The organism is Pseudomonas sp. E1BtOHC1 (genome assembly GCF_058744285.1).
The window spans coordinates 22,402-46,378 of the sequence record NZ_CP196023.1; the positions used below are offsets into that span (position 1 = coordinate 22,402).

Sequence of the window (23,977 nt, forward strand, 5' to 3'; positions counted from 1 at the left end):
ATCCGTGGTGCGGGATGTTCAATAGTTGAAAGACTTGACCAGCAACAGGTCGCCGATGGCCCGCATGGGCACGATAAAGGTCTCGCGTTTCTCATCGACGGTGTTTTCGTTAAGGATCAGGTTGATCTGCGAGGTGATCACCTCGTTCTGATTGCTGCCTTCGTCGAAGTTGTACCCGCCACTGCCGAAGTTGCCCCAGTAGTTGACGTAGATCAGATAGGTGCCTCGCAGCGGCGCGGTCATGGTGAACATTTCCGGGCCCGGCCCGTCGACCCCATCCGGGTCCAGGCCGCCGCCGTTGGTCAGGCCGGGATGACCGAAGAACGCGTGCTGACCGTCCGGGGTGATGATGTGCATGTCCAGCTCGGCCTTGGGATCGTCCCAGCCCAACACCACGCGAATGCGCGGGGGCGTCTTGTTCTGATTGGCCTCATAGAACTGCACGCGCTTGAGGGACTTGCCCTCGGAGCTGCGCACTTCGACGCTGTTGGAGCCGGCGCCAAAGGCATAAGGGCGAGCGAAGCGGCCCTGTTCGTCGGTGTAGAGGTTCAGCGGATTGCCGTTGACCGACAGACTGTGGGGCTGGCGCAGATGACCTATGGCCTTGAGCTGGCCCTCGATCAGGGTGCGATTGCGTTGAATGCCGCGGTCGATGGGCGGAGTCGGATAGGCCACTCGGTCCTGCTCGGTACGGTCCAGCAGTCCGGAATAGCGCCAGCCGCCCAGGGGTTCCTGAAGTTCGGCGGAAGGTTCGGCGAACGCCGCCCCGGCCACCAGCAAGGTCAGCAGAAGGGAGGATAAAACGCGCATGTAGTGCGTCCTGCCATGCATGGGAAAACCCTGGCGCCAGATCCTCGGCGCGGCTGCAAATATTCAGAAAGAATGCCCGGCGACAAAGGGCGTTGGAAAGGCCGCAGATTAGCGACTTGGCGCCTGTTGCACAATTGGCGAAAAGGGATTTTGCGAGGGAATTGGCAATGCCCTGAAACCCGCGCCACAAGTGCCATTACGGCGACATCACCGTGCTCAGTCCTGTGAGCTGCAAGTCTTGCCGGCGCCCCTCAATCCATCCTTGCGCAGCCCCCGTCAACAGCACGCCAGCGAGCGCTTCTCATTTGCCCGAAACCCCGGTGTCTGCTAGTGTCGCGCCGGTTTAACGTCAACCGGGATAGCCGCCATGGCCCGCAAAAAAGCTGCCTTAGATTTCGAACAATCCCTCGCCGACCTGCAAACCCTGGTCGAGCGTCTGGAGAACGGCGAGCTGTCGCTGGAAGACTCGTTGACCGCCTTTGAACAAGGCATTGGCCTGACCCGTGACTGCCAGGCTGCCCTGGCCCAGGCCGAGCAGAAGGTACAGATCCTCCTCGAGCGCGACGGCGAACTGGCGGAACAACCCTTCGATGCGGAACAAGCAGAATGATTACCGCCTATCAGGCCAGCAGTCAGGCCCGCGTCGACGCTGCAATGCATACCCTGTTCACCGCCCCAAGCCCCGAACTTGCCCGCCTTTATGAAGCCATGCGCTACAGCGTGATGAATGGCGGCAAGCGTGTGCGCCCGCTGCTGGCCTATGCCGCCTGCGAGGCCCTGGGCGGCCAGCCCGAGCAAGCCAACGGCGCCGCCTGCGCGGTGGAACTGATTCATGCCTACTCCCTGGTCCACGACGACCTGCCGGCCATGGACGATGACGATCTGCGTCGCGGCCAGCCCACCACCCACAAGGCCTTCGATGAAGCCTGCGCGATCCTCGCCGGTGACGGCCTGCAAAGTCTGGCCTTCAGCGCCCTGCTGGACCCGGGCCTGAGCGACGCCAGCGCCGAGATCCGCCTGCGCATGGTCACCACCCTGGCCCAGGCGGCGGGCCCGGCGGGCATGGTGGGCGGCCAGGCCATCGACCTGGGCTCGGTAGGACTCAAGCTCGACCAGCAAGCCCTGGAATACATGCACCGGCACAAGACCGGCGCGCTGATCGAGGCCAGTGTCATCCTCGGCGCACTGGCCAGTGGCCGGGCCGAGAAAGACGAACTGAAATCCTTGCAGACCTACGCCCAGGCCATCGGCCTGGCATTCCAGGTGCAGGACGACATCCTCGACGTCGAAAGTGATACCGCGACCCTGGGCAAACGCCAGGGCGCCGACATCGCTCGGGACAAACCGACCTACCCGGCACTGCTGGGCCTGGCCGCAGCCAAGGAGTACGCCCTGGAATTGCGGGACCAGGCGCTACACGCGCTGCGGCCGTTTGACGCAGCGGCCGAGCCTTTGCGCGAGCTGGCGCGGTATATCGTCGAGCGCCGCAGCTGATCGGCCCCCGATAGCCGGACCGCATATCGGCCAAGTTCGGCGCTCTGCGTGGGCAGCTTGCGATGCATAAGGTAAACTGCCGCCTCTTTCTATACCTATAACGATTCGCCTGATGCCCACGACGTTTCATGAGATTCCCCGCAAACGCCCGACCACGCCGCTGCTCGACCGTGCCCAGACGCCGGACGGCCTGCGCCGGTTAGGTGAAGCCGAGCTGGAAACCCTGGCCGATGAGTTGCGCCTGGAATTGCTCTACACGGTCGGCCAGACCGGCGGGCATTTCGGTGCCGGTCTTGGGGTCATCGAGCTGACCATCGCGTTGCATTACGTGTTCGACACCCCGGACGACCGGCTGGTGTGGGACGTAGGTCACCAGGCGTATCCGCACAAGATCCTCACCGGGCGCCGCGAGCAGATGGCCAGCCTGCGCCAGAAAGACGGCCTGGCCGCTTTCCCCCGGCGCTCCGAGAGCGAGTACGACACCTTCGGCGTCGGCCACTCCAGCACCTCCATCAGCGCTGCCCTGGGCATGGCCATCGCCGCCCGCCTGCAGAACAGCGAGCGCAAGGCCATTGCGGTGATCGGCGACGGCGCCCTGACTGCGGGCATGGCCTTCGAGGCCCTGAACCACGCGCCGGAAGTGGACGCCAATATGCTGGTGATCCTCAACGACAACGACATGTCGATCTCGCGCAATGTCGGCGGGCTGTCCAACTACCTGGCCAAGATCCTCTCCAGCCGCACCTACGCCAGCATGCGCGAAGGCAGCAAGAAAGTGCTGTCGCGCCTGCCCGGTGCCTGGGAAATCGCTCGCCGCACCGAAGAATATGCCAAGGGCATGCTGGTTCCCGGCACCCTGTTCGAAGAGCTGGGCTGGAACTACATCGGCCCTATCGATGGCCACGACCTGCCGACCCTGATCGCCACCCTGCGCAACATGCGTGACCTCAAGGGTCCGCAGTTCCTGCATGTGGTGACCAAGAAGGGCAAGGGCTTCGCCCCGGCGGAAGTCGATCCCATCGGCTACCACGCCATCACCAAGCTGGAGCCGCTGGACGCTCCGGCCGCTGCGCCGAAGAAGACCGGCGGGCCCAAGTATTCCGCTGTATTCGGCGAATGGCTGTGCGACATGGCCGCTGCCGACCCACGCCTGGTGGGCATCACCCCGGCGATGAAGGAAGGTTCCGACCTGGTAGCCTTCAGCGAGCGATTCCCACTGCGCTACTTCGACGTGGCGATTGCCGAGCAGCACGCGGTGACCCTGGCGGCCGGCATGGCCTGCGAAGGCGCCAAGCCGGTGGTGGCGATCTATTCGACCTTCCTCCAGCGCGGTTATGACCAACTGATCCATGACGTGGCGGTACAGAACCTCGATGTGCTGTTCGCCATCGACCGCGCCGGCCTGGTGGGCGAAGACGGCCCGACTCACGCCGGCAGCTTCGACCTGTCCTACCTGCGCTGCATCCCCGGCATGTTGGTGATGACCCCAAGCGACGAGAACGAGCTGCGCAAGATGCTCAGCACCGGCCACCTGTACAACGGCCCGGCAGCGGTGCGTTATCCACGGGGCAGCGGCCCCAATGCGCCGATCGACAAGGACCTGGAACCGATCGAGATCGGCAAGGGTGTAATCCGTCGCCAAGGCAAACAGGTTGCGCTGCTGGTGTTTGGCGTACAACTGGCCGAAGCCCTGCAAGTGGCCGAGAAGCTCGATGCCAGCGTGATCGACATGCGCTTCGTCAAACCCTTGGACGAAGCCCTGGTCCGCGAAATTTCCGGCAGTCACGAACTGCTGGTGACCATCGAAGAGAACGCCATCATGGGCGGCGCCGGTGGTGCAGTCAGCGAGTTCCTGGCTCGTGAGAACATCCTCAAGCCGATCCTGCACCTGGGCCTGCCGGATGCCTACGTCGAGCACGCCAAACCGGCGCAGATGCTCGCCGAATGCGGCCTCGACGAAGCCGGCATCGAAGCTTCGGTACGCCAGCGCCTGGAACTGCTGGGCCTGGCTTGATCCACAGCGGCTACCTGTAGCCGCTGCTGCACGCCCGCCATGCGGGCGGCGCTTTTGCTCCCTTCCTTATCCGGCTTCACACACTGCGGCGAAGGCCGAGCCGCGCTAACGGAATAGCCATGAAACTTTCTCGCCTGGCCCTGCCGCTTTTCCTGCTGCCCTGTGCCGAACTCTTTGCCGACACCCCCGACCGCGATCAAGCGCTGAAACTGCCCGAGATGCTGATCAGCGCCAACCGCCAGGTGGAGGCGCGCAACGACAGCAGCGCCGCCAACACCGTGTTCACCCGGGAAGACATCGACCGCCTGCAGCCCAGTAGCCTGACCGACCTGCTGCAACGGGTGCCGGGTGTGCAGGTCGCGCGCAGCGGTGGTCGCGGCAGCCTGCCAGGCATCTATCTGCGCGGCACCGGATCGGCCCAGAGCCTGGTGTTGGTGGATGGCCAGCGCATCAGCAGCTCATCTTCCGGCGACAGCAATCTGCAGTACCTGAATGTCCAGCAGATCGAACGAGTGGAAGTGCTGCGCGGCTCACGCTCAGTGATCTATGGCAGCGACGCGATTGGTGGAGTGATCCAGATCTTCACCCGGCGTGGCGCCCAGCAAGGTCTGCAAGGACGCATGCATGTGGGATTCGGCAGCAACCAGACCTGGGAACGCAGCCTCGGCCTTTCCGGCGGCGATGAGCGTACCCGCTTCAGCCTCGGCGCCAGCCTGGATGAAACGGCGGGGATCGACTGGACCCATGAGTCGTTCCCCAGCGATACCGACCATGACGGCTACCGCAACAAGTCGTTGAGCTTCACCCTCAGCCACGCGCTGAACGATGATTTGGAGGGAGGCTTCAACCTGCTGGATAACCGCGGCCGCGCTCGCTACGACAACCCTTTCGGACGCTACGACTCAAGCTACAACGTCTTCGCCCAGGATCCTTACACCGACTTCAGTGTCAGCAGCGTCAGCGGCTATCTCGACGCGAACCTCAATGACTACTGGAAATCGCGGCTAGAGCTCGGACATAGCGAAAACCGCGACCTCAAACGCGACAAGCTCAGCGACGAACGTAGCGTATTCAATACCTACCGGGACTCGCTGAACTGGCAGAACGATATGCGCCTGGACGAGGACAACAGTCTGATCCTCGGCGCAGACTGGTACGAAGACCGGCTCAATACCAGCCCGGCACAATTTGCCGAAGACAGCCGCTGGAACCGGGCAGCCTTCATCCAGCATCGTTTTCACAGTGAAAGCTTCTCCACCGAACTGGGTTTGCGCCGTGACCAAAACCAGCAATATGGCAGCCAGAACACTTGGAGCGGCACCTTCACCCTGCCGCTTAACCCGGACAATGACCTGCTGCTGTCCTACAGCGAAGGCTTCCGGGCGCCCAATTTCAGCGATCTGTATTACCCCGGTTTCAGCAATCCCGATCTCAAGCCTGAGCACTCCAAGAGCTATGAACTGCAATGGCGTAGCCAGCTGACGCAAAGCAGCCGCCTGGAAGCCTCGATCTACCGAACCGATATCAAAGACGCGATTATTTATGACCGTGTTGCGCAGCGCCCGGAAAACGTTGGCGCAGCAAGGATCAATGGTTTCGAGGCGGCCCTGAAACAGGAGCTGCTCGGCTGGCAAACCAGCATCGGTACCGCAATCATCGATCCACGCAACCGCAAGAATGGCCATCAACTGCCGCGCCGTGCCCGCCGCACCTTGAGCCTGGACCTGGACCGACAGTTCGACCCATTGGCGTTCGGTGCCAGCTGGCAACTGGTAAGCAAGAGTTATGAAGACCTGAGCGTAAAAAAGCAGGTGCCTGTGGGCGGCTACGGCCTGTTCGGTCTGCGCAGCAGCTGGGCACTCAAACGGGAGCTAAAGCTGGACCTGAAACTCGACAATGTCTTCAACAAGTCCTATACCCGCGAGCTCTACGAATACAACGGCAACGGTTACGGCTACCGCGAAGAAGGCCGCACCTGGATGCTCGGCGTGACCTGGACGCCTGAGCTGTAAGGTCCGCCGCCTTCGCTGGCAAGCCAGCTCCTACACCGACCCCGTAGGAGCCGGCTCGCCGGCGAAGGGGCTCAGCGCTCGGGCGCGATCAAGGCACAGAGCTTGGCAGTCGCTGCAATCATCTGCCCACTGGGCCGCTCCAGGCCCTTGTCCCGCACCAGCAACAACCGCCCCTGCTGCACCGCCGTGATCTGCGGCCAGGCCATCCAGGCATCCAGCTGCCCCTGGACGGTGGCCAGGATCGCCTGCGGATTGCGCTGCAACACCGACTCGATACTGACCTGGGGCGCCGGCAGCGGCTGGTCGGCAAACACATTGCGCGCCCCGCAGACGCTCAAGGCTTCGCTGATGATCTGCCCACCGCCCACGGTGTACAGCGGCGAGTCCCAGACCTGATAGAACACCGGCAACGGCGGTTCACGGTGATAGCGGGCGCGTAATCCGGCCAGTTGCCGGTTCAACTCGGCGGCCAGTTCGCGGCCAGCCACCGGGCGACCCAGACGCTCGCCGATCTCGGCGATCTGCGCGGTCAGCTGCTGAAAGTCATGAGGTTCGGCGACAAAGGTAGGGATTCCCAGGCGCGCCAGTTGGTCGCGCTGAGCCGGACCAACACTGCCCGGCCAGAGCAACAGCAGGTCAGGTTTGAGGCTCAGTAAGCGCTCGATATCCAGTTGGCCGTAACGCCCCACCGAAGGCAGGTCCTTGAGCGACGCTGGCCGTTCACCAGCGTCCAGTACGCCCACCAGCAACTCGGCAGCCCCCAGCTCCACGACGATTTCCGAGAGCGACGGCGCCAGGCTGACCACTCGCTGCGCAGCCTGCACCGGAGCGCTGGCCAACAGGCAGAAGACCGCCAGCCAGCGCAGCATCAGCCCAGTTGACGCGGAATACGGTAGAGGTAGAACAGCACCGCAGTGGACAAAGCCAGGAGCATCAAGGGCACCGCTTCAAGGCCGACGAATACCGCCAGGGCACCGACCCAGGCCGGCAGCGAAGCCGCTAGAAAGGCCACCCGCCGGCTGGCCGCCAAGTGAATCCAGGCTGCCGGTTCCTCAGGCGTATCCAGGGCTTTCTGAGTAGCAATCAGCGCGTGCTTGTAGCCGCCGAAGAAACGCAGGCTGACGAACATCGACGCCACCCCGGCAATGAAGAACGGCATCGCCAGCACCGGCAGGATGGGTTCGCCCTGGCCGAACAGCGCGTTGATCACAAACAACGGCACCAGGCCCAGGGCCAGGTACTGCCACCAGCTTACGGTCAGACGCCGCTTGACTTGACCCCGAGTCACGCGCGGTCGACCTCGCCCTGATGCTCATTGCCCATCATGTGATCAAGCTTGCTGGCCTTGGTCGCCAGGTACAGTTTGTTATGGGGGTTGTGGCCCGTGTGCAGCGGAACCCGCTCGGCGACCTGGATCCCCATGTCGGCCAGTGCCTTGACCTTGCGCGGGTTGTTGGTCATCAGCCGCAGGGACTTGACCCCCAGATGCTCAAGCATCGGCAGGCACATGGCGTAGTCACGCTGATCCGCAGCGAACCCCAGGCGCTCATTGGCTTCCACAGTATCGGCGCCACCATCTTGCAGCTCATAGGCACGGATCTTGTTCAGCAAGCCAATACCGCGACCTTCCTGGCGCAGGTACAGCAGCACCCCGCGACCTTCCCGGGCGATGGCCCGCAGGGCAGCTTCCAGTTGCGAACCGCAGTCGCAACGCTGGCTGAACAGGGCGTCGCCGGTCAGGCATTCGGAGTGCAGGCGACCGAGAACCGGCGCGCCATCGGCGATGTCCCCCAGACTGAGCACGACGTGCTCGCGACCGGTGGCTTCATCGAGAAAACCATGCATGGTGAATTGCGCAAAAGGCGTAGGCAGCTTGGAAGCGGCAACAAAAACGACGGGCACTGTTGTGCTCCTGATCTGTATGAGGACTGGAGATTCGCAGAGGCGGCATTGTAACAGCAGCCTCCACTGCACGCTTAGGCTGAATTATCGGAGATAAAGATCGATAAGTTTGATCAACGGACCGCCGGTTGCAGCCCACTATCAAAGGGATAAGGCTGCTTCCAGCGCAGGAAGATCGGCCGCAGGACACCGTCTTTCACCAATTGCTCCATGCGCCGGTCGTACAAGGAAAGCAGGGCCCGACCACGAGGATTGTCGGCAAAACCCAGGTACAGCGGCAGCTCGGCGAGGTGGGTACGCTTGAACCGGCTCGGCTCCGCAGCTTGTCCGAGTACGTAGTCGATCTCGGTCTGGGCATCGATGTAATAGTCAGCACGGCTGTACAGCAACATCGGCAGGATGCCGATGCGGCGACGAATTTCGTTGTAGCGGCGAACATTGGGCAGGTAGTCCTGGTACTTGTAACCACGAACCCAGACCAACCGATAGCTGCCCAGGTTCGCCAGGGTCAGCTCGGGATTGCTGGCCAGGCCCAAGGCGTAGATATGGTCGGTGTCGTAGTTCCAGCGCGGATACAGCACACCCGCGGATTCACCACGATAGGCTCCTACCTGCGCATCCACTTCACCGCGCTGCACCAGCCCCACTGAACGGGTGTAGGGCACGCTGCTGCGTTCGACGAGGATGCCCTGGGGTTCGAATACCTCCCGCAGGATGTCCCAGGCCAAGCCCTTGCCATCGGCTTCGGTGTAGTCGTTCCATTCCTCGCTGGCGATGCGCACTTGTTGGGGCTGCGCCTGCAACTCGCCGGCCCGAACGCCAGAGCAGCTCCAGACCACCAGCAACACCAGCAGCGCGCGGCAGAACCCCATGCCTAACCCCTCAGCTGAAACACCACACCAGCCCTTGCATCGCCAACCAGGCAAACACCCCGGCCAGCACATCATCGAGCATGATGCCGACACCGCCATGGACATGCCGGTCGACCCAGCGAATCGGCCACGGTTTGAGAATGTCGAAGAAGCGAAATACCAGGAACCCCGCCAACAGCCAGTACCAACCCTCGGGCACCAGCCACAGGGTGATCCACATGCCGACCATCTCGTCCCAGACGATGCCTTCGTGGTCATGGACCCGCAGATCGTCGGCGACCTTGCCGCACAGCCAGAAGCCAAACAGCATGGTGACGCCGAGCATCAGCCAGTAGCCCCAGTCCGGCAACATCTGCCACAGCGGGATAAAGGGTAGCGCAACCAGCGAGCCCCAGGTGCCCGGCGCCTTGGGCAAAGTGCCGGAGCCAAAACCGAAGGCCAGGAAATGCCAGGGATTACGCCAGACCGACGGCGGCACGAACTCCGCCGGGACCTGCTTGGGATGATCTGTCACGGTGTCTCCGGAAAGTGTTGATAACCCCGGGTGCCGGGGGTGATGTCCTGGCCGCCGGCGTCCAGCAGGGTCACACCCTGCCCGGCCACCACTCGCCCCACCACCTGCACCGACCAACCGGCCGCCAACAGCGGCGCCAGTTCGGCAGGCGGCAAGGTAAAGGCCAGTACATAGTCGTCGCCGCCACTCAAGGCCGCCGCGCGGGCACCCTGTTCGCCAAGAAAGCTCAACAATGCCGGGGACAGTGGCAGTTTCTCCACCTCCACCTGCAAGGCGACCTTCGAAGCGGTCGCGATATGCCCGCAATCGGCCAGCAGGCCATCGGAGATATCCAGGGCCGAAGTGGCCTTGCCCCGCAGTGCCTGGCCCAGGGCCAATTGCGGCTGCGGTGACCAGTAGTGGGCCAACAAGGGGGTGGCGATGGTCTCATCAGCACTGCGCTGGCCCAGTACCAGTGGCAAGGCCCCGGCGGCATTGCCCAACTCACCGCCGACACACAGCAAATCGCCTGCTCGGGCACCACTGCGGGTCAGGGCAAGACCGGCAGGCACCCGCCCGAATACCGTCAGGGTCAAGGTCAGCGGGCCGCGAGTGGTGTCACCACCAATCAGGCGCACGCCGCAATTCTGGGCCATGGCGTTCAGACCGCAGGCATAGGCCTGCAGCCAATCGGTGCTTACCGTCGGCAGGGTCAGGGCAAGGGTAAAGGCCAGCGGGGTGGCGCCCATGGCAGCCAGATCGCTGACAGCCACCGCCAGTGAGCGTTGGCCTAAAAGATAGGGGTCGCAGGGATCGGCGAAATGCACACCGGCCACCAGGGTGTCGGTGGAAATCGCCAACTGCTCGCCAGGAGCAACCGCCAGCAAGGCGCAGTCGTCGCCGATCCCCAGGGCAACACCTTCGCCGCCTTGCGCACAAGGCGCGGCAGCGAAGAAGTTACGGATCAGCTCAAACTCGCCCATGGCAGCTGCAAGCGCGGTTCAGCGCTTGAACGCCTTCACTTCAGCTTCACGCAGGCGCGGGGCCAGCTTGTCGAGAACACCGTTGACGAACTTGTGGCCGTCGGTGGAACCGAAGACCTTGGCCAGTTCGATACCCTCGTTGATCACAACGCGGTACGGCACGTCGACGCGCTTGAGCAGCTCCCAGGTGGACAGCCGCAGGACCGCCAGTTCAACCGGGTCCAGCTCATCGATGGCCAGGTCCAGGCAAGGCACGAGCGCGGTGTCGATCTCGTTCTTGTTGGCCGGAACCCCGTGCAGGATTTCACGGAAGTAGGCGCCGTCGATGTCAGTGAAATCGTTGTCGACCCGAAACTGCGCTTCGATCTCGTTCAGCGAATGCTTGGCCATGTGCCACTGGTACAGCGCCTGGGTCGCGAGCTGACGGGCTTCGCGACGCTTGGCGCTCTTGGATGGCTTGCCGGCGTTTGCAGGCTTGGGATCGCGCGGGTTGAAACGATCGCTATCGTCGCTAATCACTTGGCCTCCAACTGCGCCAGCAGGCTGACCATTTCCAGGGCGGACAAGGCAGCTTCGGCCCCTTTGTTACCGGCCTTGGTGCCGGAACGTTCGATGGCTTGCTCGATCGAGTCAACGGTCAGTACGCCGAAGGCCACTGGCACGCCGAACTCCATGGACACCTGGGCCAGGCCCTTGGTGCACTCGCCGGCCACGTATTCGAAGTGCGGAGTACCGCCACGAATGACCGCGCCCAGGGCGATGATCGCCGCGAACTCACCTTTCTGTGCGACTTTCTGTGCAACCAACGGAATTTCGAAGGCGCCAGGAGCACGGATGATGGTGATGTCGCTTTCGCTCACGCCATGGCGAACCAGCGCGTCAACCGCGCCGCTGACCAGGCTTTCGACGACGAAGCTGTTGAAGCGGCCGACCACCAGGGCATAGCGGCCTTTAGGGGCGATGAAGGTACCTTCGATGGTCTTCAGGGTCATTCGACAAATCTCTTAAAGAGCCAGAGCGTGTCTAGCACACGCTCTTCAGTGATATTTGAACCGCGAATTTCAAGCCAGAAACGACCGGCTTTTATTCGGAGGGCACGTATTCTACAACTTCCAGGTCGAAACCGGATATCGCATTAAACTTCATCGGCGCACTCATCAGACGCATTTTGCGTACGCCCAGGTCCCGGAGGATCTGCGAACCGGCACCGACGATGCTGTAGGTGGTCGGTTTCTTCACCGGCTGGTGATCGGCCGTTTCACGAATGTGTGCCAGCAGCACGTCGCCATCCAGCGGGTGACCGAGCAACAGCACCACGCCGCTGCCGGCCTCGGCCACTGTGGCCATGGCCGCCCGCAGGCTCCAGCGACCCGGTTGCTTGACCATCAGCAGGTCCCGCAGTGGGTCCATGTTGTGCACTCGCACCAGGGTCGGCTCTTCAGCGCAGATCTCGCCCAGAGTCAGGGCCATGTGCACATCGCCTTCAACCGAATCACGATAGGTCACCAGGTTGAACTGGCCCAGTTCGCTGTCCAGGGGCTGCTCGGCAATCCGCTGAACGGTACGTTCGTGGATCATCCGATAGTGAATCAGGTCGGCAATGGTGCCGATCTTGATGTTGTGTTCGGCGGCGAAAGCTTCCAGTTCGGTGCGACGGGACATGGTGCCGTCGTCGTTCATCACTTCGCAGATCACCCCGCTTGGCTCGAACCCGGCCATGCGCGCCAGGTCGCAGGCGGCTTCGGTGTGGCCGGCACGGGCCAGGGTACCGCCGGGCTGGGCCATCAGCGGGAAGATGTGACCCGGGCTGACGATGTCCTCGGCCTTGGCATCCTTGGCCGCTGCCGCTTGTACGGTACGCGCACGGTCAGCGGCAGAGATGCCGGTGGTCACGCCTTCGGTGGCCTCGATGGAGACGGTGAACTTGGTGCCGAAGCCAGAACCGTTGCGCGGTGCCATCAGCGGCAGCTTGAGCAGCTCGCAGCGCTCGCGGCTCATGGGCATGCAGATCAGGCCACGGGCGTGCTTGGCCATGAAGTTGATGTGTTCGGCCTTGCAGCACTCGGCGGCCATGATCAGGTCGCCTTCGTTCTCGCGGTCTTCGTCATCCATGAGGATGACCATCTTGCCTTGGCGGATGTCTTCAACCAGTTCTTCGATGCTGTTGAGCGCCACGCGGCACCCCCTTGAGTCAGGATTTGAGATAGCCGTTAGCGGCCAGAAAACTTTCGGTAATGGTGCCGCTGGTGGTGGCTTGCGCCGCCTTGTCACCCAACAGCAGGCGCTCCAGGTAGCGCGCCAGCAGGTCGACCTCGAGATTGACCTGCCGACCCGGCCGGTAGTCGGCCATGATGGTTTCCGCCAAGGTGTGGGGCACGATGGTCAGCTCGAACTCGGCGCCATTCACCGCGTTGACCGTCAGGCTGGTGCCATCGACGGTGATCGAGCCTTTATGGGCGATGTACTTGGCCAGTTCTTTCGGTGCGCGGATACGGAACTGGATGGCCCGGGCATTTTCCTCCCGCGCCACCACTTCGCCGACACCGTCGACATGGCCGCTGACCAGATGACCACCCAGGCGGGTGGTCGGGGTCAGGGCTTTCTCCAGGTTGACCCGGCTACCGGCTTTCAATTGGTGAAAGGCGGTGCAATCGAGGGTCTCGCGGCTGACATCGGCCCAGAAACCATCGCCCGGCAACTCGACTGCGGTCAGGCAGACGCCGTTCACCGCGATGCTGTCGCCCAGTTTGACGTCGGCCAGATCAAGCTTGCCGGTTTCTACATAGACCCGCACATCTCCGCCTTTTGGGGTCAATGCGCGAATGCTGCCGATGGATTCGATGATGCCGGTGAACATGGAGTCCTCCTCGAGAACAGGGCCGCCGGGTAGGCGAAAGTCGGGAATTATACGCTCGCTGGCGGGGCCGGGATGGCAGTGACTCGCCAGTCATCGCCCACCGCACGCATTTCAATGATCTTGAGCAATGGCGCCTCGTGCATGTGCGCCAGCGGCCAGTCCAGCAACGGCCGGGCGGAGGAGCCGAGGAACTTGCCGGCGACGAATATCTGGTACTCGTCCACCAAGCCCTGTTGGGCAAAGGCTCCCGCCAGCCGCGGGCCGGCTTCCACCAGCACCTCGTTGATGCCACGGGCGGCCAGTTCCAACAGCAGGCGGCGCAGGTCGACCTGGCCATCGGGGCCGGGAACGATCAGGCACTCCGGACCGTTGGCGTACTGTTCTTCAACCGCTGCGCAAGTGGCAACCAACACCGGACCAGCCTTGAAGAACGGCGCATCCAGAGGCACTCGCAGGCGCCCATCGATCAACACCCGCAGCGGTGGACGGCTCATGGCCAGGGCAGTCTGCTCGGGGTCCAGGCCCAGTTCGGCGGCGCGTACGGTCAGCCGAGCGTCATCGGCCAGTACCGTGTCGGCACCGGTCAGCACCACCGAAGATTCGGCCCGCAAGCGCTGCACCGCGGAGCGGGCGGCAGGCCCGGTAATCCATTGGCTCTCGCCACTGGCCATGGCGGTGCGGCCATCGAGACTCATGGCCAGCTTGACCCGTACATAAGGCAGGCCGTGCTCCATGCGCTTCAGGAAGCCCTTGTTGATCGACCGGGCCTCGGCTTCCAGCACGCCGCTGTGGGTGTCGATGCCGGCCTGGGCCAGACGCTGCAAGCCGCGACCGGCCACTTCCGGATTCGGGTCCTGCATCGCCGCGACCACCCGCACCACCCCGGCATTGACCAGGGCATCGGCGCAAGGCGGTGTGCGGCCGTGATGGCTGCAAGGCTCGAGCGTCACATAGGCAGTGGCGCCACGGGCCTGCTCCCCGGCGGCACGCAGGGCATGGACTTCGGCGTGGGGTTCACCGGCCCGCACATGCCAGCCTTCGCCGACCACCTGGCCATCGCGAACGACGACGCAGCCGACGCGGGGGTTGGGATGAGTGGAATACCGGCCCTTGCGCGCCAGTTCCAGGGCACGGGCCATGTAGTGGGCGTCAAGTACCGCTTGCTCCGGGGACAGGCTCATTGCTTGGCCGGCTCGCGGGCGAGACGGTCGATCTCTTCGCGGAATTCGTTGAGGTCCTGGAAACGTCGATAGACCGAAGCGAAACGGATATAGGCGACTTCATCGAGCTTCTGCAGCTCGGTCATCACCAGTTCACCCACGACCAGGGATTTGACTTCGCGCTCGCCGGTGGCCCGCAGCTTGTGCTTGATATGCACCAGCGCCGCCTCCAGACGCTCGACACTCACCGGGCGCTTTTCCAGGGCGCGCTGCATACCGGCGCGCAGTTTTTCTTCGTCGAAGGGCTGACGGCTGCCGTCAGTCTTGATCAGGCGCGGCATCACCAGTTCGGCAGTTTCGAAGGTGGTGAAACGTTCACCACAGGCCAGGCATTCACGCCGGCGGCGCACCTGTTCGCCCTCGGCGACCAGACGCGAGTCGATGACCTTGGTGTCGTTGGCACCGCAGAAGGGACAGTGCATGGTGGCAGGCAACAAAAAAAGGGAGGGCCATGGTAGCGCATCCCACTGGCAAGACAAGCCATAGCCTTTACGGTATACAGACCGACTATTATGTTTCGCACATGGACATTCGCCTTGTTGGAGCTTCAGATGCCGCTCAGACCGCTCGTTTTGCTCAGTCTTGTCAGCCTGCTGGTCGCTTGCAGCAGCGATGCCCCGAAACCTGCGGCACCCTCTTCTTCACAGCAACAGACCACGAAAAAAAATCAGCAGCCTGCCGATCTTGGGCCCTTGCCGGCCTACCAGCGCGAACTGAGCGGCACCCTCGACGGGGTGCCGGCCGGCGCCGACGTCGAGCTGGCGCTGCTGGTGATCGATGAGCGCGGCCGTCCGCAACGCTTGCTGGCCAGCAACAACCTGACCGGTACCAACCAGGCCCTGCCATTTCGCCTGCGTTTCGCTCCCGAGGCCTTCCCCGCTGGCGCCCGGGTCGAACTGCGCGGCCGCGCCAGCCAGTCCGGCCAGTTGATCCTGCACCTGCCGGCACAACGTATCGACCAACCCACCACCCAGGCCCTGGGACAACTGCAGTTCGTCAAAGCCCCATGAATGTACCGCTCGACCTGCAAGACGCCCTCAGCGAGCTGCTGGGAGACGCGCAATTGGTGGCCTGCGAGCTGCCCGACACTCGCCTGAAACTCTGGCTCATCGACGCCCAGAACATGGACCGAGCCTTCACCCCGGAAGAAACCCGGCGCATTCTCCACGAGCCGCCTTACTGGAGTTTCTGCTGGGCCAGCGGCCTGGCCCTGGCCCGTTACCTGGCCGAACACCCGCACTGGGTACAAGGCAAGCGGGTGCTGGATTTCGGCGCCGGTTCCGGTGTGGCGGCGATTGCCGCGGCCAAGGCCGGCGCCCTGGAAGTGGTGGCCTGCGACCTCGACCCGTTGGCCATTGCCGCCTGCCGGGCCAACGCCGAACTCAACGACGTCGCGCTGAACTATTCCACGGATTTTTTCGCCGAGGCCGATCGCTTCGACCTGATCCTGGTGGCAGACGTACTCTATGACCGAGCCAACCTGCCGCTGCTGGATGAATTCCTCAGCCGCGGCCGTGAAGCCTTGGTGGCGGATTCCCGGGTCAGGGACTTCCAGCACCCGCTGTATCAGCGCTTGGAAATGCTCAACGCCCTGACCCTGCCGGACCTGGCCGAACCTTGGGAGTTTCGCAACGTGAGCCTGTATCACGCGCAGCGGCCATTTGCCGGCGAGCCGGCTGCCACGGGCGATAGCGATCTACCCCGCGCAACTTTATAGTGGTTCCATTCCCGCTTATTCGAGATACCCCATGAGTCAGGACACGCCGTATATCTTCGACGCCCGCACCGCTGATTTCGACCAGTCGGTAATCGAGAACTCCTTCCACAAACCGGTCCTGGTGGACTTCTGGGCAGAATGGTGTGCGCCCTGCAAAGCGCTGATGCCGATGCTGCAACAGATTGCCGAGAGCTATCAGGGCGAGCTGCTGCTGGCCAAGGTCAACTGCGATGTCGAGCAGGACATCGTCGCCCGCTTCGGCATCCGCAGCCTGCCGACCGTGGTGCTGTTCAAGGACGGCCAGCCGGTAGACGGCTTTGCCGGCGCACAACCGGAATCCGCAGTACGAGCCATGCTCGAACCCCATGTGCAGATGCCGCCTCCCCCTGCCGCCGACCCGCTGGAGCAGGCCGAAGCCTTGTTCAACGACGGTCGTATCGGCGACGCCGAGGCCATCCTCAAAGTGTTGCTGGGGGAAGACAACAGCAACGCCAAGGCGCTCATCCTTTATGCCCGCTGCCTGGCCGAGCGCGGCGAACTGGGCGAAGCCCAGACCGTGCTCGACGCGGTCAAGAGCGATGAGCACAAAGCCGCCCTGGCCGGAGCCAAGGCGCAGATCACCTTCCTCAAGCAGGCGGCGGACCTGCCGGATGCCGCCGACCTCAAAGCGCGCCTGGCCAAGGACCCGCTGGATGATGAGGCGGCGTACCAGCTGTCGATCCAGCAACTGGCCCGTCAGCAATACGAAGCGGCGCTGGAGGCCTTGCTCAAACTCTTCATGCGCAACCGCAGCTACAACGAAGGCATTGCCCACAAGACCCTGCTGCAAGTCTTCGACCTGTTGGGCAACGATCACCCATTGGTGACCGCGTATCGCCGCAAACTGTTCGCCGCGCTGTACTGAGACTGATCTGCCGTCTTGTGTAGGAGCTGGCTTGCCAGCGAAAGGGTTCTGACAGACAGAACCCTTTGGCCAGCAAGCTGGCTCCTACAGGATCATTGCACCCAGCTGTAGATCGGCGTATCGGCGCCGCTGATCACCTTGACCTCGGTGCAGTGGCGCAAGCGCACCAGCAAACGCTTGCCCGCTGCGGCGCTGCCGGTCAGCCCCTCCAACTGTTCCAGCAACTCGGGCCCGCTAATCTGGCCCGCCTTGCGCAACAGATCCTTGGCGGTCTGCCACAAGGCATCGTCCTGGTTCACCGGCCGGGCTGTTACCGCACCACTTTCCGGCTTGGCCGCCTGCAACTGCGCGCCCAGTTGCGCCCAGTCGCCCTCGTCCAGCTCCAGGGTCAAATCCACCGGCCAATCGCCGATGCTTCCACGAATCCGCAACATCGCTGTGCTCCCGAATATTTCTGACGAGCATGCTCCCACGCGTCTTGCGCAACGCCAAGCGGGCGGTCAAACTCTGCAGCCAATTGTTATAAGATCACATAACATTTATTTCATCTTCGCCCTGGAGACTTGCTATGCGCCGTCTGCTACTCGCCCTGCCCTTCGCCCTGTTGCCGCTGGCCGTTGCCCAGGCCGCGCAAGCCCATGATCACGAGCATGAACACGGCAGCCTCGGCGCCCACGAACATGGCGTCGCCCGCTTGAATGCGGTGCTCGACGGCCAGGCCCTGGAGCTGGAACTGGAAAGCCCGGCCATGAATCTGGTGGGTTTCGAACACGTGCCCAGCACCGACGCCGACAAGGCCAAGGTCGCAGCTGCCCGTACCCAACTGGAACAACCACTGGTGCTGTTCAGCCTGCCCAAGGCCGCCGCTTGCACGGTGGCCAAGCAGGAACTGGAAAGCCCGCTGTTCGGCGACAAGCCCGATGCCGATGACCACGATGACGACGACAAGGACGCCGCGGGTCATGAACATCACCACGAACACAGCGAGATCCACGCTCACTACCAGTTCACCTGCGCCAAGCCGGACGCCCTGAAGAACCTCGACCTGGGGCAAATCTTCAAGACCTTCCCCGCCACCCAGAAAATTCAGGTACAACTCATTTCGCCAAGTGGCCAGCAAGGTGTCGAGGCCACAGCCAAGGCTGCCACCCTGAAGTTCTAAGCGCTGCGCCTGTAGCCGCGGCCTCAGGCAGCGGCTACACCACTCTCTGCATGATCGGCCCAACATGACCCAAGCACTTATCGAACTGTCCGACCTGGGCTTCAGCTGGCCCGGTCACCCACAGTTGCTGGATATCCCGAGCTTCCGCCTGGAAGCCGGTGAAACACTGTTCCTCAAGGGCCCCAGCGGCAGCGGCAAGACCACGCTGCTGGGCTTGCTGGGCGGGGTGCAGAAACCCAACCAGGGCAGCATCCGCCTGCTGGGCCAGGAGCTGACCGAGCTGGCCGCCGGGGCCCGTGATCGCTTTCGCGTCGATCACACCGGTTACATCTTCCAGCAGTTCAACCTGCTGCCGTTTCTCTCGGTGCGCGAAAACGTCGAGCTGCCCTGCCACTTCTCCAAACTGCGGGCCAGCCGCGCCATCCAGCGCCACGGCAGCGTCGATCAAGCGGCCGCCACCTTGCTGGCCCATCTGGGTCTGAAAGACCCCGACCTGCTCGGCCGTCGGGCCGACTCGCTGTCCATCGGCCAGCAGCAACGGGTCGCCGCCGCCAGGGCATTGATCGGCCAGCCGGAGCTGGTGATCGCCGACGAACCCACCTCGGCGCTGGACTACGACGCCCGGGAAGCCTTCATCCAACTGCTCTTCGCCGAGTGCCGCGAGGCTGGAGCCAGCCTGCTGTTCGTCAGCCATGACCAGAGCCTGGCGCCGCTGTTCGATCGCAACCTGTCGTTGGCCGAACTCAATCGCGCCGCCACGCCCGCAGAGGTCTGAGATGTATCTGTTCCGTCTAGCCATGGCCAGCTTGGCTAACCGCCGCTTCACCGCGATCCTCACCGCCTTCGCCATTGCCCTTTCGGTCTGCCTGCTACTGGCGGTGGAACGGGTACGTACCGAAGCCCGGGCCAGTTTCGCCAGCACCATCAGCGGCACCGACCTGATCGTCGGCGCCCGCTCCGGCTCGGTGAACCTGCTGCTGTACTCGGTGTTCCGCATTGGCAATGCCACCAACAACATCCGCTGGGACAGCTTCGAGCACTTCGCCAACAACCCTAAGGTGAAATGGGCGATCCCGATTTCCCTCGGTGACTCCCATCGCGGCTACCGGGTCATGGGCACCACCGACGCCTACTTCCAGCATTACCAGTACGGTCATCAACAGAACCTGCAACTGGCGGTGGGCCGGGCCTTCGCCAGTGATCCTTTTGAGGTGGTACTGGGGGCCGAAGTCGCCGATGCCCTGCACTACAAACTTGGCGACAAGCTGGTGCTGGCCCATGGCGTGGCAGCCATCAGTCTGGTCAAACATGACGACAAGCCCTTCACCGTGGTGGGCGTCCTCAAGCGCACCGGCACGCCGGTAGACCGCACGCTGCACATCAGCCTGGGCGGTATGGAGGCGATCCACATCGATTGGCACAACGGCGTTCCGGCCCGAGGCGAGGGGCGCATCAGTGCCGAGCAGGCGCGCAACATGGACCTGACACCCCAGGCGATCACCGCCTTCATGCTGGGCCTCAACAGCAAGATTTCGACCTTCGCCCTGCAACGGGAGATCAACGAGTTCCGTGGCGAGCCGATGCTGGCGATCCTCCCCGGCGTGGCCTTGCAGGAGCTCTGGAGCCTGATGGGCACCGCCGAGAAAGCCTTGTTCGTGGTGTCCTTGTTCGTGGTCCTCACCGGCCTGATCGGCATGCTCACAGCGATCCTCACCAGCCTCAATGAACGTCGCCGGGAGATGGCTATCCTACGCTCGGTAGGCGCCCGTCCCTGGCACATCGCAACCCTGCTGGTGCTGGAAGCCTTTGCCCTGGCACTGTTCGGGGTCCTGGCCGGGCTGGGCCTGCTGTACCTGGGCATCGCCCTGGCCCAGGGCTACGTGCAATCGAACTACGGCCTGTACCTGCCACTGTCCTGGCCCAGCCAGTATGAGTGGACGTTGCTGGGCGGTATCCTGATCGCCGCGCTGCTGATGGGCAGCGTGCCGGCCTGGCGCGCCTACCGGCAATCCCTGGCCGATGGCCTGTCGATTCGTTTATGAGCACCGGTTTATGAAAGCCCAACGCCTGCTGCGCCCCCTGCTTGCCCTGTCGCTTCTGATCGCCTCGCCGTTGTGGGCGGCTGGAGCACCGCGGGACCTGACCTGGTCGGAAATGATCCCGGCGGATGCACCGCCGGAAGTGCCGAACATGAAGCCCTTGCACGACCTGTCGCAGATGAGCGACGCACTGTCCGCCGAATCGGCGCCCGCCGCCAAGCAGGATCTGCCCAATGCGCCGGTGGTCAAGAGCCTCGATGGCCAGTCGGTGCGCCTGCCCGGCTACATCGTGCCACTGGAAGTGAGCGAGGAAGGACGCACTACGGAGTTTCTCCTGGTGCCCTACTTCGGCGCCTGTATCCACGTGCCGCCGCCGCCGTCTAACCAGATCGTCCACGTCACCAGCGAAGTCGGGGTGAAACTCGATGAGCTGTACCAGCCCTACTGGATCGAGGGCGCCATGCAGGTCAAGGCGTCCACCAGTGAGCTGGCGGATGCCGGATATCAGATGGCAGCGCAGAAGATCTACGTCTACGAATTGCAGGAGTAAGGCAGGTCGTGGTGCCTGCTTCACCGGCAAGCCGGCTCCTACAGAGCCATGGGGGCGAGGGCCAAAAGAGTGCAGAACAAAAGAATAGTTCAGCCCTGCCACCGGGGTTCGTCATTTCATTGAGCTGAGTCAAGGCAGTCAACTTGACGATCCTTACCATTGGACATAGCCAATTTGAATCGTCCTTTGGAGCTCCCATGCACAAGTCTCTGCTTAGCGCCTCCCTGATCGCGCTCGCACTCGCCGCCCCGATTGCCAACGCCCACGAAGCCGGTGACATCATCGTTCGTGCCGGTGCGATTACCGTCAATCCAAAAGCCAACAGCTCCGACGTCAAAGTCGATCGCGGCCCTCTGGCCGGCACCAACCTCGGCGGCAAGGCGACCATGAGCAGCGACACTCAGCTGGGCTTGAACTTCGCCTACATGCTGACCAACAACATCGGTATCGAACTGCTGGCCGCAACCCCGTTCGAACACGATGTGAAGATCAAGAACACCGCCCTGGCTCCGGCCAACGGCAAGCTGGGTACCCTCAAGCACCTGCCGCCAACCCTGAGCGTGGTGTACTACCCGCTGGACAACAAATCGGTGTTCCAGCCCTATGTCGGTGCCGGTATCAACTACACCTGGATCTACGACGAGCACGTCGGCAGCCGCGCCCAAGCCGCCGGTTTCGACAACTTCCGCGCCAAGAACTCCTGGGGCCTGGCTTGGCAGGTCGGTGCTGACTACATGCTGACCGACAACATCATGATCAACGCCCAAGTGCGTTACATCGATATCGACACCCGCGCCTATGTGGACAACAACGGCGTGGCTCCAGGCACCCGTGCCAAGGTCAATGTCGACGTCGACCCGATGGTCTACATGGTTGGCCTGGGCTACAAGTTCTAAGCCCGCCAGACATGAAAAAGGCGCCTGCAAGGCGCCTTTTTCATGTCTGCAATTTCGTTCAGCGGCCCATCAAACGGGCCAGACCGACACTCATCGGCGTAGGCTTGGGGAAGCTAAAGCGCTGCAGCAGTCGCTGGTTGCCGGCCCGGGAGTGACGGATGTCCCCGGCACGGGCAGAACCGTAGCTGATGGCAGGCAACTCACCGACCACCTCGGCCAGGGCCGCAAGCATCTGCTTGAGGGTCGTGGCCTGATTCAAGCCAACGTTGACCGCCCCCACTTCCAGCTGCGGCGCCTCGATGGCCTGCACCAGCACCTCCACCAGATCACCGACGTAAACAAAGTCCCGAGTCTGCTCGCCATCGCCGAACACGGTAATGGGCAGCCCCTGTTGGGCCCGCTCGCTGAATATGCTGATGACCCCGGAATAGGGCGAGGACGGATCCTGGCGCGGGCCGAAGATATTGAAGAAACGAAAGATCGCCGGTTCCAGGCCATGCTGGCGCCGATAGAAATCAAAATAATGCTCGCTGGCCAGCTTGTCGGACGCATAAGGGGTCAACGGCGCCTTGGCCGTGTCCTCGTCGATGGACTGGCCTTCGCCGTTGTTGCCATAAACCGCCGCGCTAGAGGCGAACAACACCCGCTTGACGCCGCACTGGCGCATGGCCTCGCAAACATTCAGGGAGCCGATGAAATTGCTCTGGTGAGTCTGCACTGGATCGTCCACCGAGGCCTGCACCGAGGCCACCGCTGCCAGATGCGCCACGGCGCAGCAGCCTTGCATGGCACGGCTCACCAGACCCGCGTCGGCAACGTCGCCCTCGATCAGCTCCACCCGCGGGTTGTCCAGCGGCAGGTTGCTCGGTTTGCCGGTGGACAAATCGTCCAGCACCCGCACCGAGTAGCCCTTGGCGAGCAAGGCATCGGTCAAGTGCGAGCCAATGAAACCGGCGCCGCCGGTGATCAATACAGGGCCATCAGCCATGACGATAAAACCTATCCAGTAAAGCCGGGAGCGCCGCACGCCAGGCACGCGGCTTGATCCCGAAGGTATGAAGAATCTTCTTGCAGGCCAGCACCGCGTGCTGCGGTTCTTCGGCAGCATCGGCACAGGCGGCATGGGCCTGGGCAGTGGGCGCCTCGATGGCCAGTGGGTGCAGTTGCCGTGCTTCCGTCAGCACCGCCTGGCCCAGGGCCAGGGGCGTGGTCGCTTCCTGACCGGCATAGTGATAGGTGCCCCACAGCGGCGCGGCACAATCGAGTTGTTTGAGCACCGAGATGATCACCCGTGCGGCGTCGTCCACCGGGGTCGGATTGCCCCGACGGTCGTCCGCCATCAACAGCTCTTCCGGGGACTCGGCCCGGGCCAGGAAACGCCCGAGAATGCCGTCGGCGCTGTCATCCAGCAACCAGCCGAAACGCAGCAACACGTGCTGCGGACAGGTGGCGCGAACGCTCTGCTCGATCCGCCACAGCGCCTGACCGCGCAGCCCCAGGGGCACCGGCTCGTCTTTCTCGCTGTAGGCAGTGGCCCGGGAACCGTCGAACACTCGATAGCTCGAAGGCTGCACAAGAATGATGTTGTGATGCTGGCAAAGCTCCGCCAGCCGTTCGACCGAGCGTTCCTGACCGCTCAGGCGCGCCTCGCTCACCGTCTCCGCCTGAAACCAGTCGAAGTAGTAAGCCAGGTTGATCAAGGCATCCGGGCGGGTGTCGTCGAGCAGTTGCGTAAGGCTCGCGGCATCCCAGCCCTCTTGCGGCGGACGGGGGGCGAGGAAACCGATGTCCTCCTCCGCACCCAGGCGAATCAGCGCCTGCCCAAGGGCATTTCCGCCGCCCAGTAACATAAGGCGCATTCGCATAGAGTCAGCAGGCCCAGTCTGTTCAGAACGATGGTTTGGATCGGCCAATCCCGTGGGTTCGACCGTCGAGAATTGCCGGAATCGTTGCATTTTGCGGGTTTGTGGCGCAAGCGTCACTGAGAAAGTGTCGAAGCGGCAGTGGAATCAACGGTGCTTGCAAGTTGCCGGAGGCGGCCGCATAAATCCA

The 23,977-nt window shown here is 63.0% G+C and carries 28 protein-coding genes; 12 read left to right on the forward strand and 16 right to left on the reverse strand.

The window, feature by feature from the left end; translation table 11 throughout:
* Positions 1-18 precede the first annotated feature (18 nt).
* Positions 19-810 (reverse strand): YfaP family protein, encoded by a 792-nt coding sequence (locus tag ACSSVC_RS00080; RefSeq protein ID WP_402893330.1) that lies wholly within the window; start codon positions 808-810, stop codon positions 19-21.
* A 367-nt stretch (positions 811-1,177) separates the two neighbouring features.
* Here ACSSVC_RS00080 and ACSSVC_RS00085 point away from each other — a divergent pair, with 367 nt between their 5' ends.
* From ACSSVC_RS00085 to ACSSVC_RS00100, 4 genes are all read left to right on the forward strand, one after another.
* The gene (locus ACSSVC_RS00085) at positions 1,178-1,420 is read left to right on the forward strand and encodes an exodeoxyribonuclease VII small subunit (RefSeq protein ID WP_025129353.1); all 243 of its coding nucleotides are present in this window, start codon (positions 1,178-1,180) and stop codon (positions 1,418-1,420) included.
* Complete coding sequence (ispA, locus tag ACSSVC_RS00090; protein ID WP_346635624.1) at positions 1,417-2,304, forward strand: (2E,6E)-farnesyl diphosphate synthase; 888 nt, start codon at positions 1,417-1,419, stop codon at positions 2,302-2,304. Before ACSSVC_RS00085 ends, ispA begins: the two co-directional genes overlap by 4 nt.
* A gap of 112 nt (positions 2,305-2,416) precedes the next feature.
* Complete coding sequence (dxs, locus tag ACSSVC_RS00095) at positions 2,417-4,318, forward strand: 1-deoxy-D-xylulose-5-phosphate synthase (RefSeq protein ID WP_346635623.1); 1,902 nt, start codon at positions 2,417-2,419, stop codon at positions 4,316-4,318.
* A 119-nt stretch (positions 4,319-4,437) separates the two neighbouring features.
* Positions 4,438-6,330 carry a TonB-dependent receptor plug domain-containing protein gene (locus ACSSVC_RS00100; protein ID WP_492611881.1) on the forward strand — a complete coding sequence of 631 codons (1,893 nt, stop codon included), beginning with the start codon at positions 4,438-4,440 and terminating at the stop codon, positions 6,328-6,330.
* A 71-nt stretch (positions 6,331-6,401) separates the two neighbouring features.
* Here ACSSVC_RS00100 and ACSSVC_RS00105 read toward each other — a convergent pair whose 3' ends face one another.
* From ACSSVC_RS00105 to nrdR, 12 genes are all read right to left on the reverse strand, one after another.
* Complete coding sequence (locus ACSSVC_RS00105) at positions 6,402-7,199, reverse strand: cobalamin-binding protein (RefSeq protein WP_492611882.1); 798 nt, start codon at positions 7,197-7,199, stop codon at positions 6,402-6,404.
* Positions 7,199-7,618, reverse strand: a complete 420-nt coding sequence (locus tag ACSSVC_RS00110) for an MFS transporter (RefSeq protein WP_123724334.1) — start codon at positions 7,616-7,618, stop codon at positions 7,199-7,201. Before ACSSVC_RS00110 ends, ACSSVC_RS00105 begins: the two co-directional genes overlap by 1 nt.
* The gene (gene ribA / locus ACSSVC_RS00115) at positions 7,615-8,232 is read right to left on the reverse strand and encodes a GTP cyclohydrolase II (protein ID WP_492611883.1); all 618 of its coding nucleotides are present in this window, start codon (positions 8,230-8,232) and stop codon (positions 7,615-7,617) included. The genes ACSSVC_RS00110 and ribA overlap by 4 nt, the downstream gene beginning before the upstream one ends.
* 113 nt (positions 8,233-8,345) lie before the next feature.
* Positions 8,346-9,104, reverse strand: a complete 759-nt coding sequence (locus ACSSVC_RS00120) for an ABC transporter substrate-binding protein (RefSeq protein WP_346635620.1) — start codon at positions 9,102-9,104, stop codon at positions 8,346-8,348.
* Positions 9,105-9,114: 10 nt separating this feature from the next.
* Positions 9,115-9,618, reverse strand: a complete 504-nt coding sequence (locus tag ACSSVC_RS00125; protein WP_123724332.1) for a phosphatidylglycerophosphatase A family protein — start codon at positions 9,616-9,618, stop codon at positions 9,115-9,117.
* Positions 9,615-10,580, reverse strand: coding sequence for a thiamine-phosphate kinase (gene thiL / locus ACSSVC_RS00130; RefSeq protein ID WP_492611884.1), 966 nt, complete (start codon positions 10,578-10,580; stop codon positions 9,615-9,617). Before thiL ends, ACSSVC_RS00125 begins: the two co-directional genes overlap by 4 nt.
* An 18-nt stretch (positions 10,581-10,598) precedes the next feature.
* The gene (gene nusB, locus ACSSVC_RS00135) at positions 10,599-11,099 is read right to left on the reverse strand and encodes a transcription antitermination factor NusB (protein WP_011063734.1); all 501 of its coding nucleotides are present in this window, start codon (positions 11,097-11,099) and stop codon (positions 10,599-10,601) included.
* Complete coding sequence (gene ribH / locus ACSSVC_RS00140) at positions 11,096-11,572, reverse strand: 6,7-dimethyl-8-ribityllumazine synthase (RefSeq protein WP_003228649.1); 477 nt, start codon at positions 11,570-11,572, stop codon at positions 11,096-11,098. The genes nusB and ribH overlap by 4 nt, the downstream gene beginning before the upstream one ends.
* Positions 11,573-11,663: 91 nt before the next feature.
* The gene (gene ribBA, locus ACSSVC_RS00145; protein ID WP_123724330.1) at positions 11,664-12,755 is read right to left on the reverse strand and encodes a bifunctional 3,4-dihydroxy-2-butanone-4-phosphate synthase/GTP cyclohydrolase II; all 1,092 of its coding nucleotides are present in this window, start codon (positions 12,753-12,755) and stop codon (positions 11,664-11,666) included.
* A 16-nt stretch (positions 12,756-12,771) separates the two neighbouring features.
* Positions 12,772-13,437, reverse strand: coding sequence for a riboflavin synthase (locus ACSSVC_RS00150; RefSeq protein WP_492611885.1), 666 nt, complete (start codon positions 13,435-13,437; stop codon positions 12,772-12,774).
* A gap of 47 nt (positions 13,438-13,484) precedes the next feature.
* Complete coding sequence (ribD, locus tag ACSSVC_RS00155; protein WP_492611886.1) at positions 13,485-14,618, reverse strand: bifunctional diaminohydroxyphosphoribosylaminopyrimidine deaminase/5-amino-6-(5-phosphoribosylamino)uracil reductase RibD; 1,134 nt, start codon at positions 14,616-14,618, stop codon at positions 13,485-13,487.
* Positions 14,615-15,079 (reverse strand): transcriptional regulator NrdR, encoded by a 465-nt coding sequence (nrdR, locus tag ACSSVC_RS00160; RefSeq protein WP_019095943.1) that lies wholly within the window; start codon positions 15,077-15,079, stop codon positions 14,615-14,617. The genes ribD and nrdR overlap by 4 nt, the downstream gene beginning before the upstream one ends.
* A gap of 129 nt (positions 15,080-15,208) precedes the next feature.
* Between nrdR and ACSSVC_RS00165 the strand changes: the two genes are divergently transcribed.
* From ACSSVC_RS00165 to trxA, 3 genes are read left to right on the forward strand one after another with little or no spacing between them, the layout of a single operon-like run.
* A complete protein-coding gene (locus ACSSVC_RS00165; protein ID WP_346635617.1) occupies positions 15,209-15,667 on the forward strand; it encodes a hypothetical protein in 459 nt (152 codons plus the stop codon).
* Positions 15,664-16,374, forward strand: coding sequence for a class I SAM-dependent methyltransferase (locus tag ACSSVC_RS00170; protein WP_346635616.1), 711 nt, complete (start codon positions 15,664-15,666; stop codon positions 16,372-16,374). The genes ACSSVC_RS00165 and ACSSVC_RS00170 overlap by 4 nt, the downstream gene beginning before the upstream one ends.
* Positions 16,375-16,405: 31 nt before the next feature.
* Positions 16,406-17,278: a thioredoxin gene (gene trxA, locus ACSSVC_RS00175; protein WP_346635615.1), complete on the forward strand. Its 873-nt coding sequence runs from the start codon at positions 16,406-16,408 to the stop codon at positions 17,276-17,278.
* A 92-nt stretch (positions 17,279-17,370) separates the two neighbouring features.
* Here the strand turns inward: trxA and ACSSVC_RS00180 are convergent, their stop codons facing one another.
* On the reverse strand, positions 17,371-17,712 hold the full coding sequence (locus tag ACSSVC_RS00180; protein ID WP_346635614.1) for a hypothetical protein: 342 nt from the start codon (positions 17,710-17,712) through the stop codon (positions 17,371-17,373).
* A gap of 134 nt (positions 17,713-17,846) precedes the next feature.
* On the opposite strand from ACSSVC_RS00180, the gene ACSSVC_RS00185 reads away from it, so the two are divergent.
* From ACSSVC_RS00185 to ACSSVC_RS00205, 5 genes are all read left to right on the forward strand, one after another.
* Positions 17,847-18,440, forward strand: a complete 594-nt coding sequence (locus ACSSVC_RS00185; RefSeq protein ID WP_346635613.1) for a DUF2796 domain-containing protein — start codon at positions 17,847-17,849, stop codon at positions 18,438-18,440.
* A gap of 64 nt (positions 18,441-18,504) precedes the next feature.
* Entirely contained in the window at positions 18,505-19,215 is a 711-nt protein-coding gene (locus ACSSVC_RS00190) for an ABC transporter ATP-binding protein (protein WP_110596268.1), read from the forward strand.
* 1 nt (position 19,216) lies between these two features.
* A complete protein-coding gene (locus tag ACSSVC_RS00195) occupies positions 19,217-20,482 on the forward strand; it encodes an ABC transporter permease (RefSeq protein WP_346635612.1) in 1,266 nt (421 codons plus the stop codon).
* Between the two features lie 10 nt (positions 20,483-20,492).
* The gene (locus tag ACSSVC_RS00200; protein WP_346635611.1) at positions 20,493-21,029 is read left to right on the forward strand and encodes a DUF3299 domain-containing protein; all 537 of its coding nucleotides are present in this window, start codon (positions 20,493-20,495) and stop codon (positions 21,027-21,029) included.
* Positions 21,030-21,226: 197 nt separating this feature from the next.
* Positions 21,227-21,925, forward strand: a complete 699-nt coding sequence (locus ACSSVC_RS00205; protein WP_492611887.1) for an OmpW/AlkL family protein — start codon at positions 21,227-21,229, stop codon at positions 21,923-21,925.
* A 58-nt stretch (positions 21,926-21,983) separates the two neighbouring features.
* Here the strand turns inward: ACSSVC_RS00205 and ACSSVC_RS00210 are convergent, their stop codons facing one another.
* Together ACSSVC_RS00210 and ACSSVC_RS00215 are read right to left on the reverse strand one after the other, a co-directional pair.
* Complete coding sequence (locus tag ACSSVC_RS00210; protein WP_346635609.1) at positions 21,984-22,913, reverse strand: NAD-dependent epimerase/dehydratase family protein; 930 nt, start codon at positions 22,911-22,913, stop codon at positions 21,984-21,986.
* Entirely contained in the window at positions 22,906-23,790 is an 885-nt protein-coding gene (locus tag ACSSVC_RS00215) for a sugar nucleotide-binding protein (RefSeq protein ID WP_346635608.1), read from the reverse strand. Before ACSSVC_RS00215 ends, ACSSVC_RS00210 begins: the two co-directional genes overlap by 8 nt.
* Positions 23,791-23,977 lie beyond the last annotated feature (187 nt).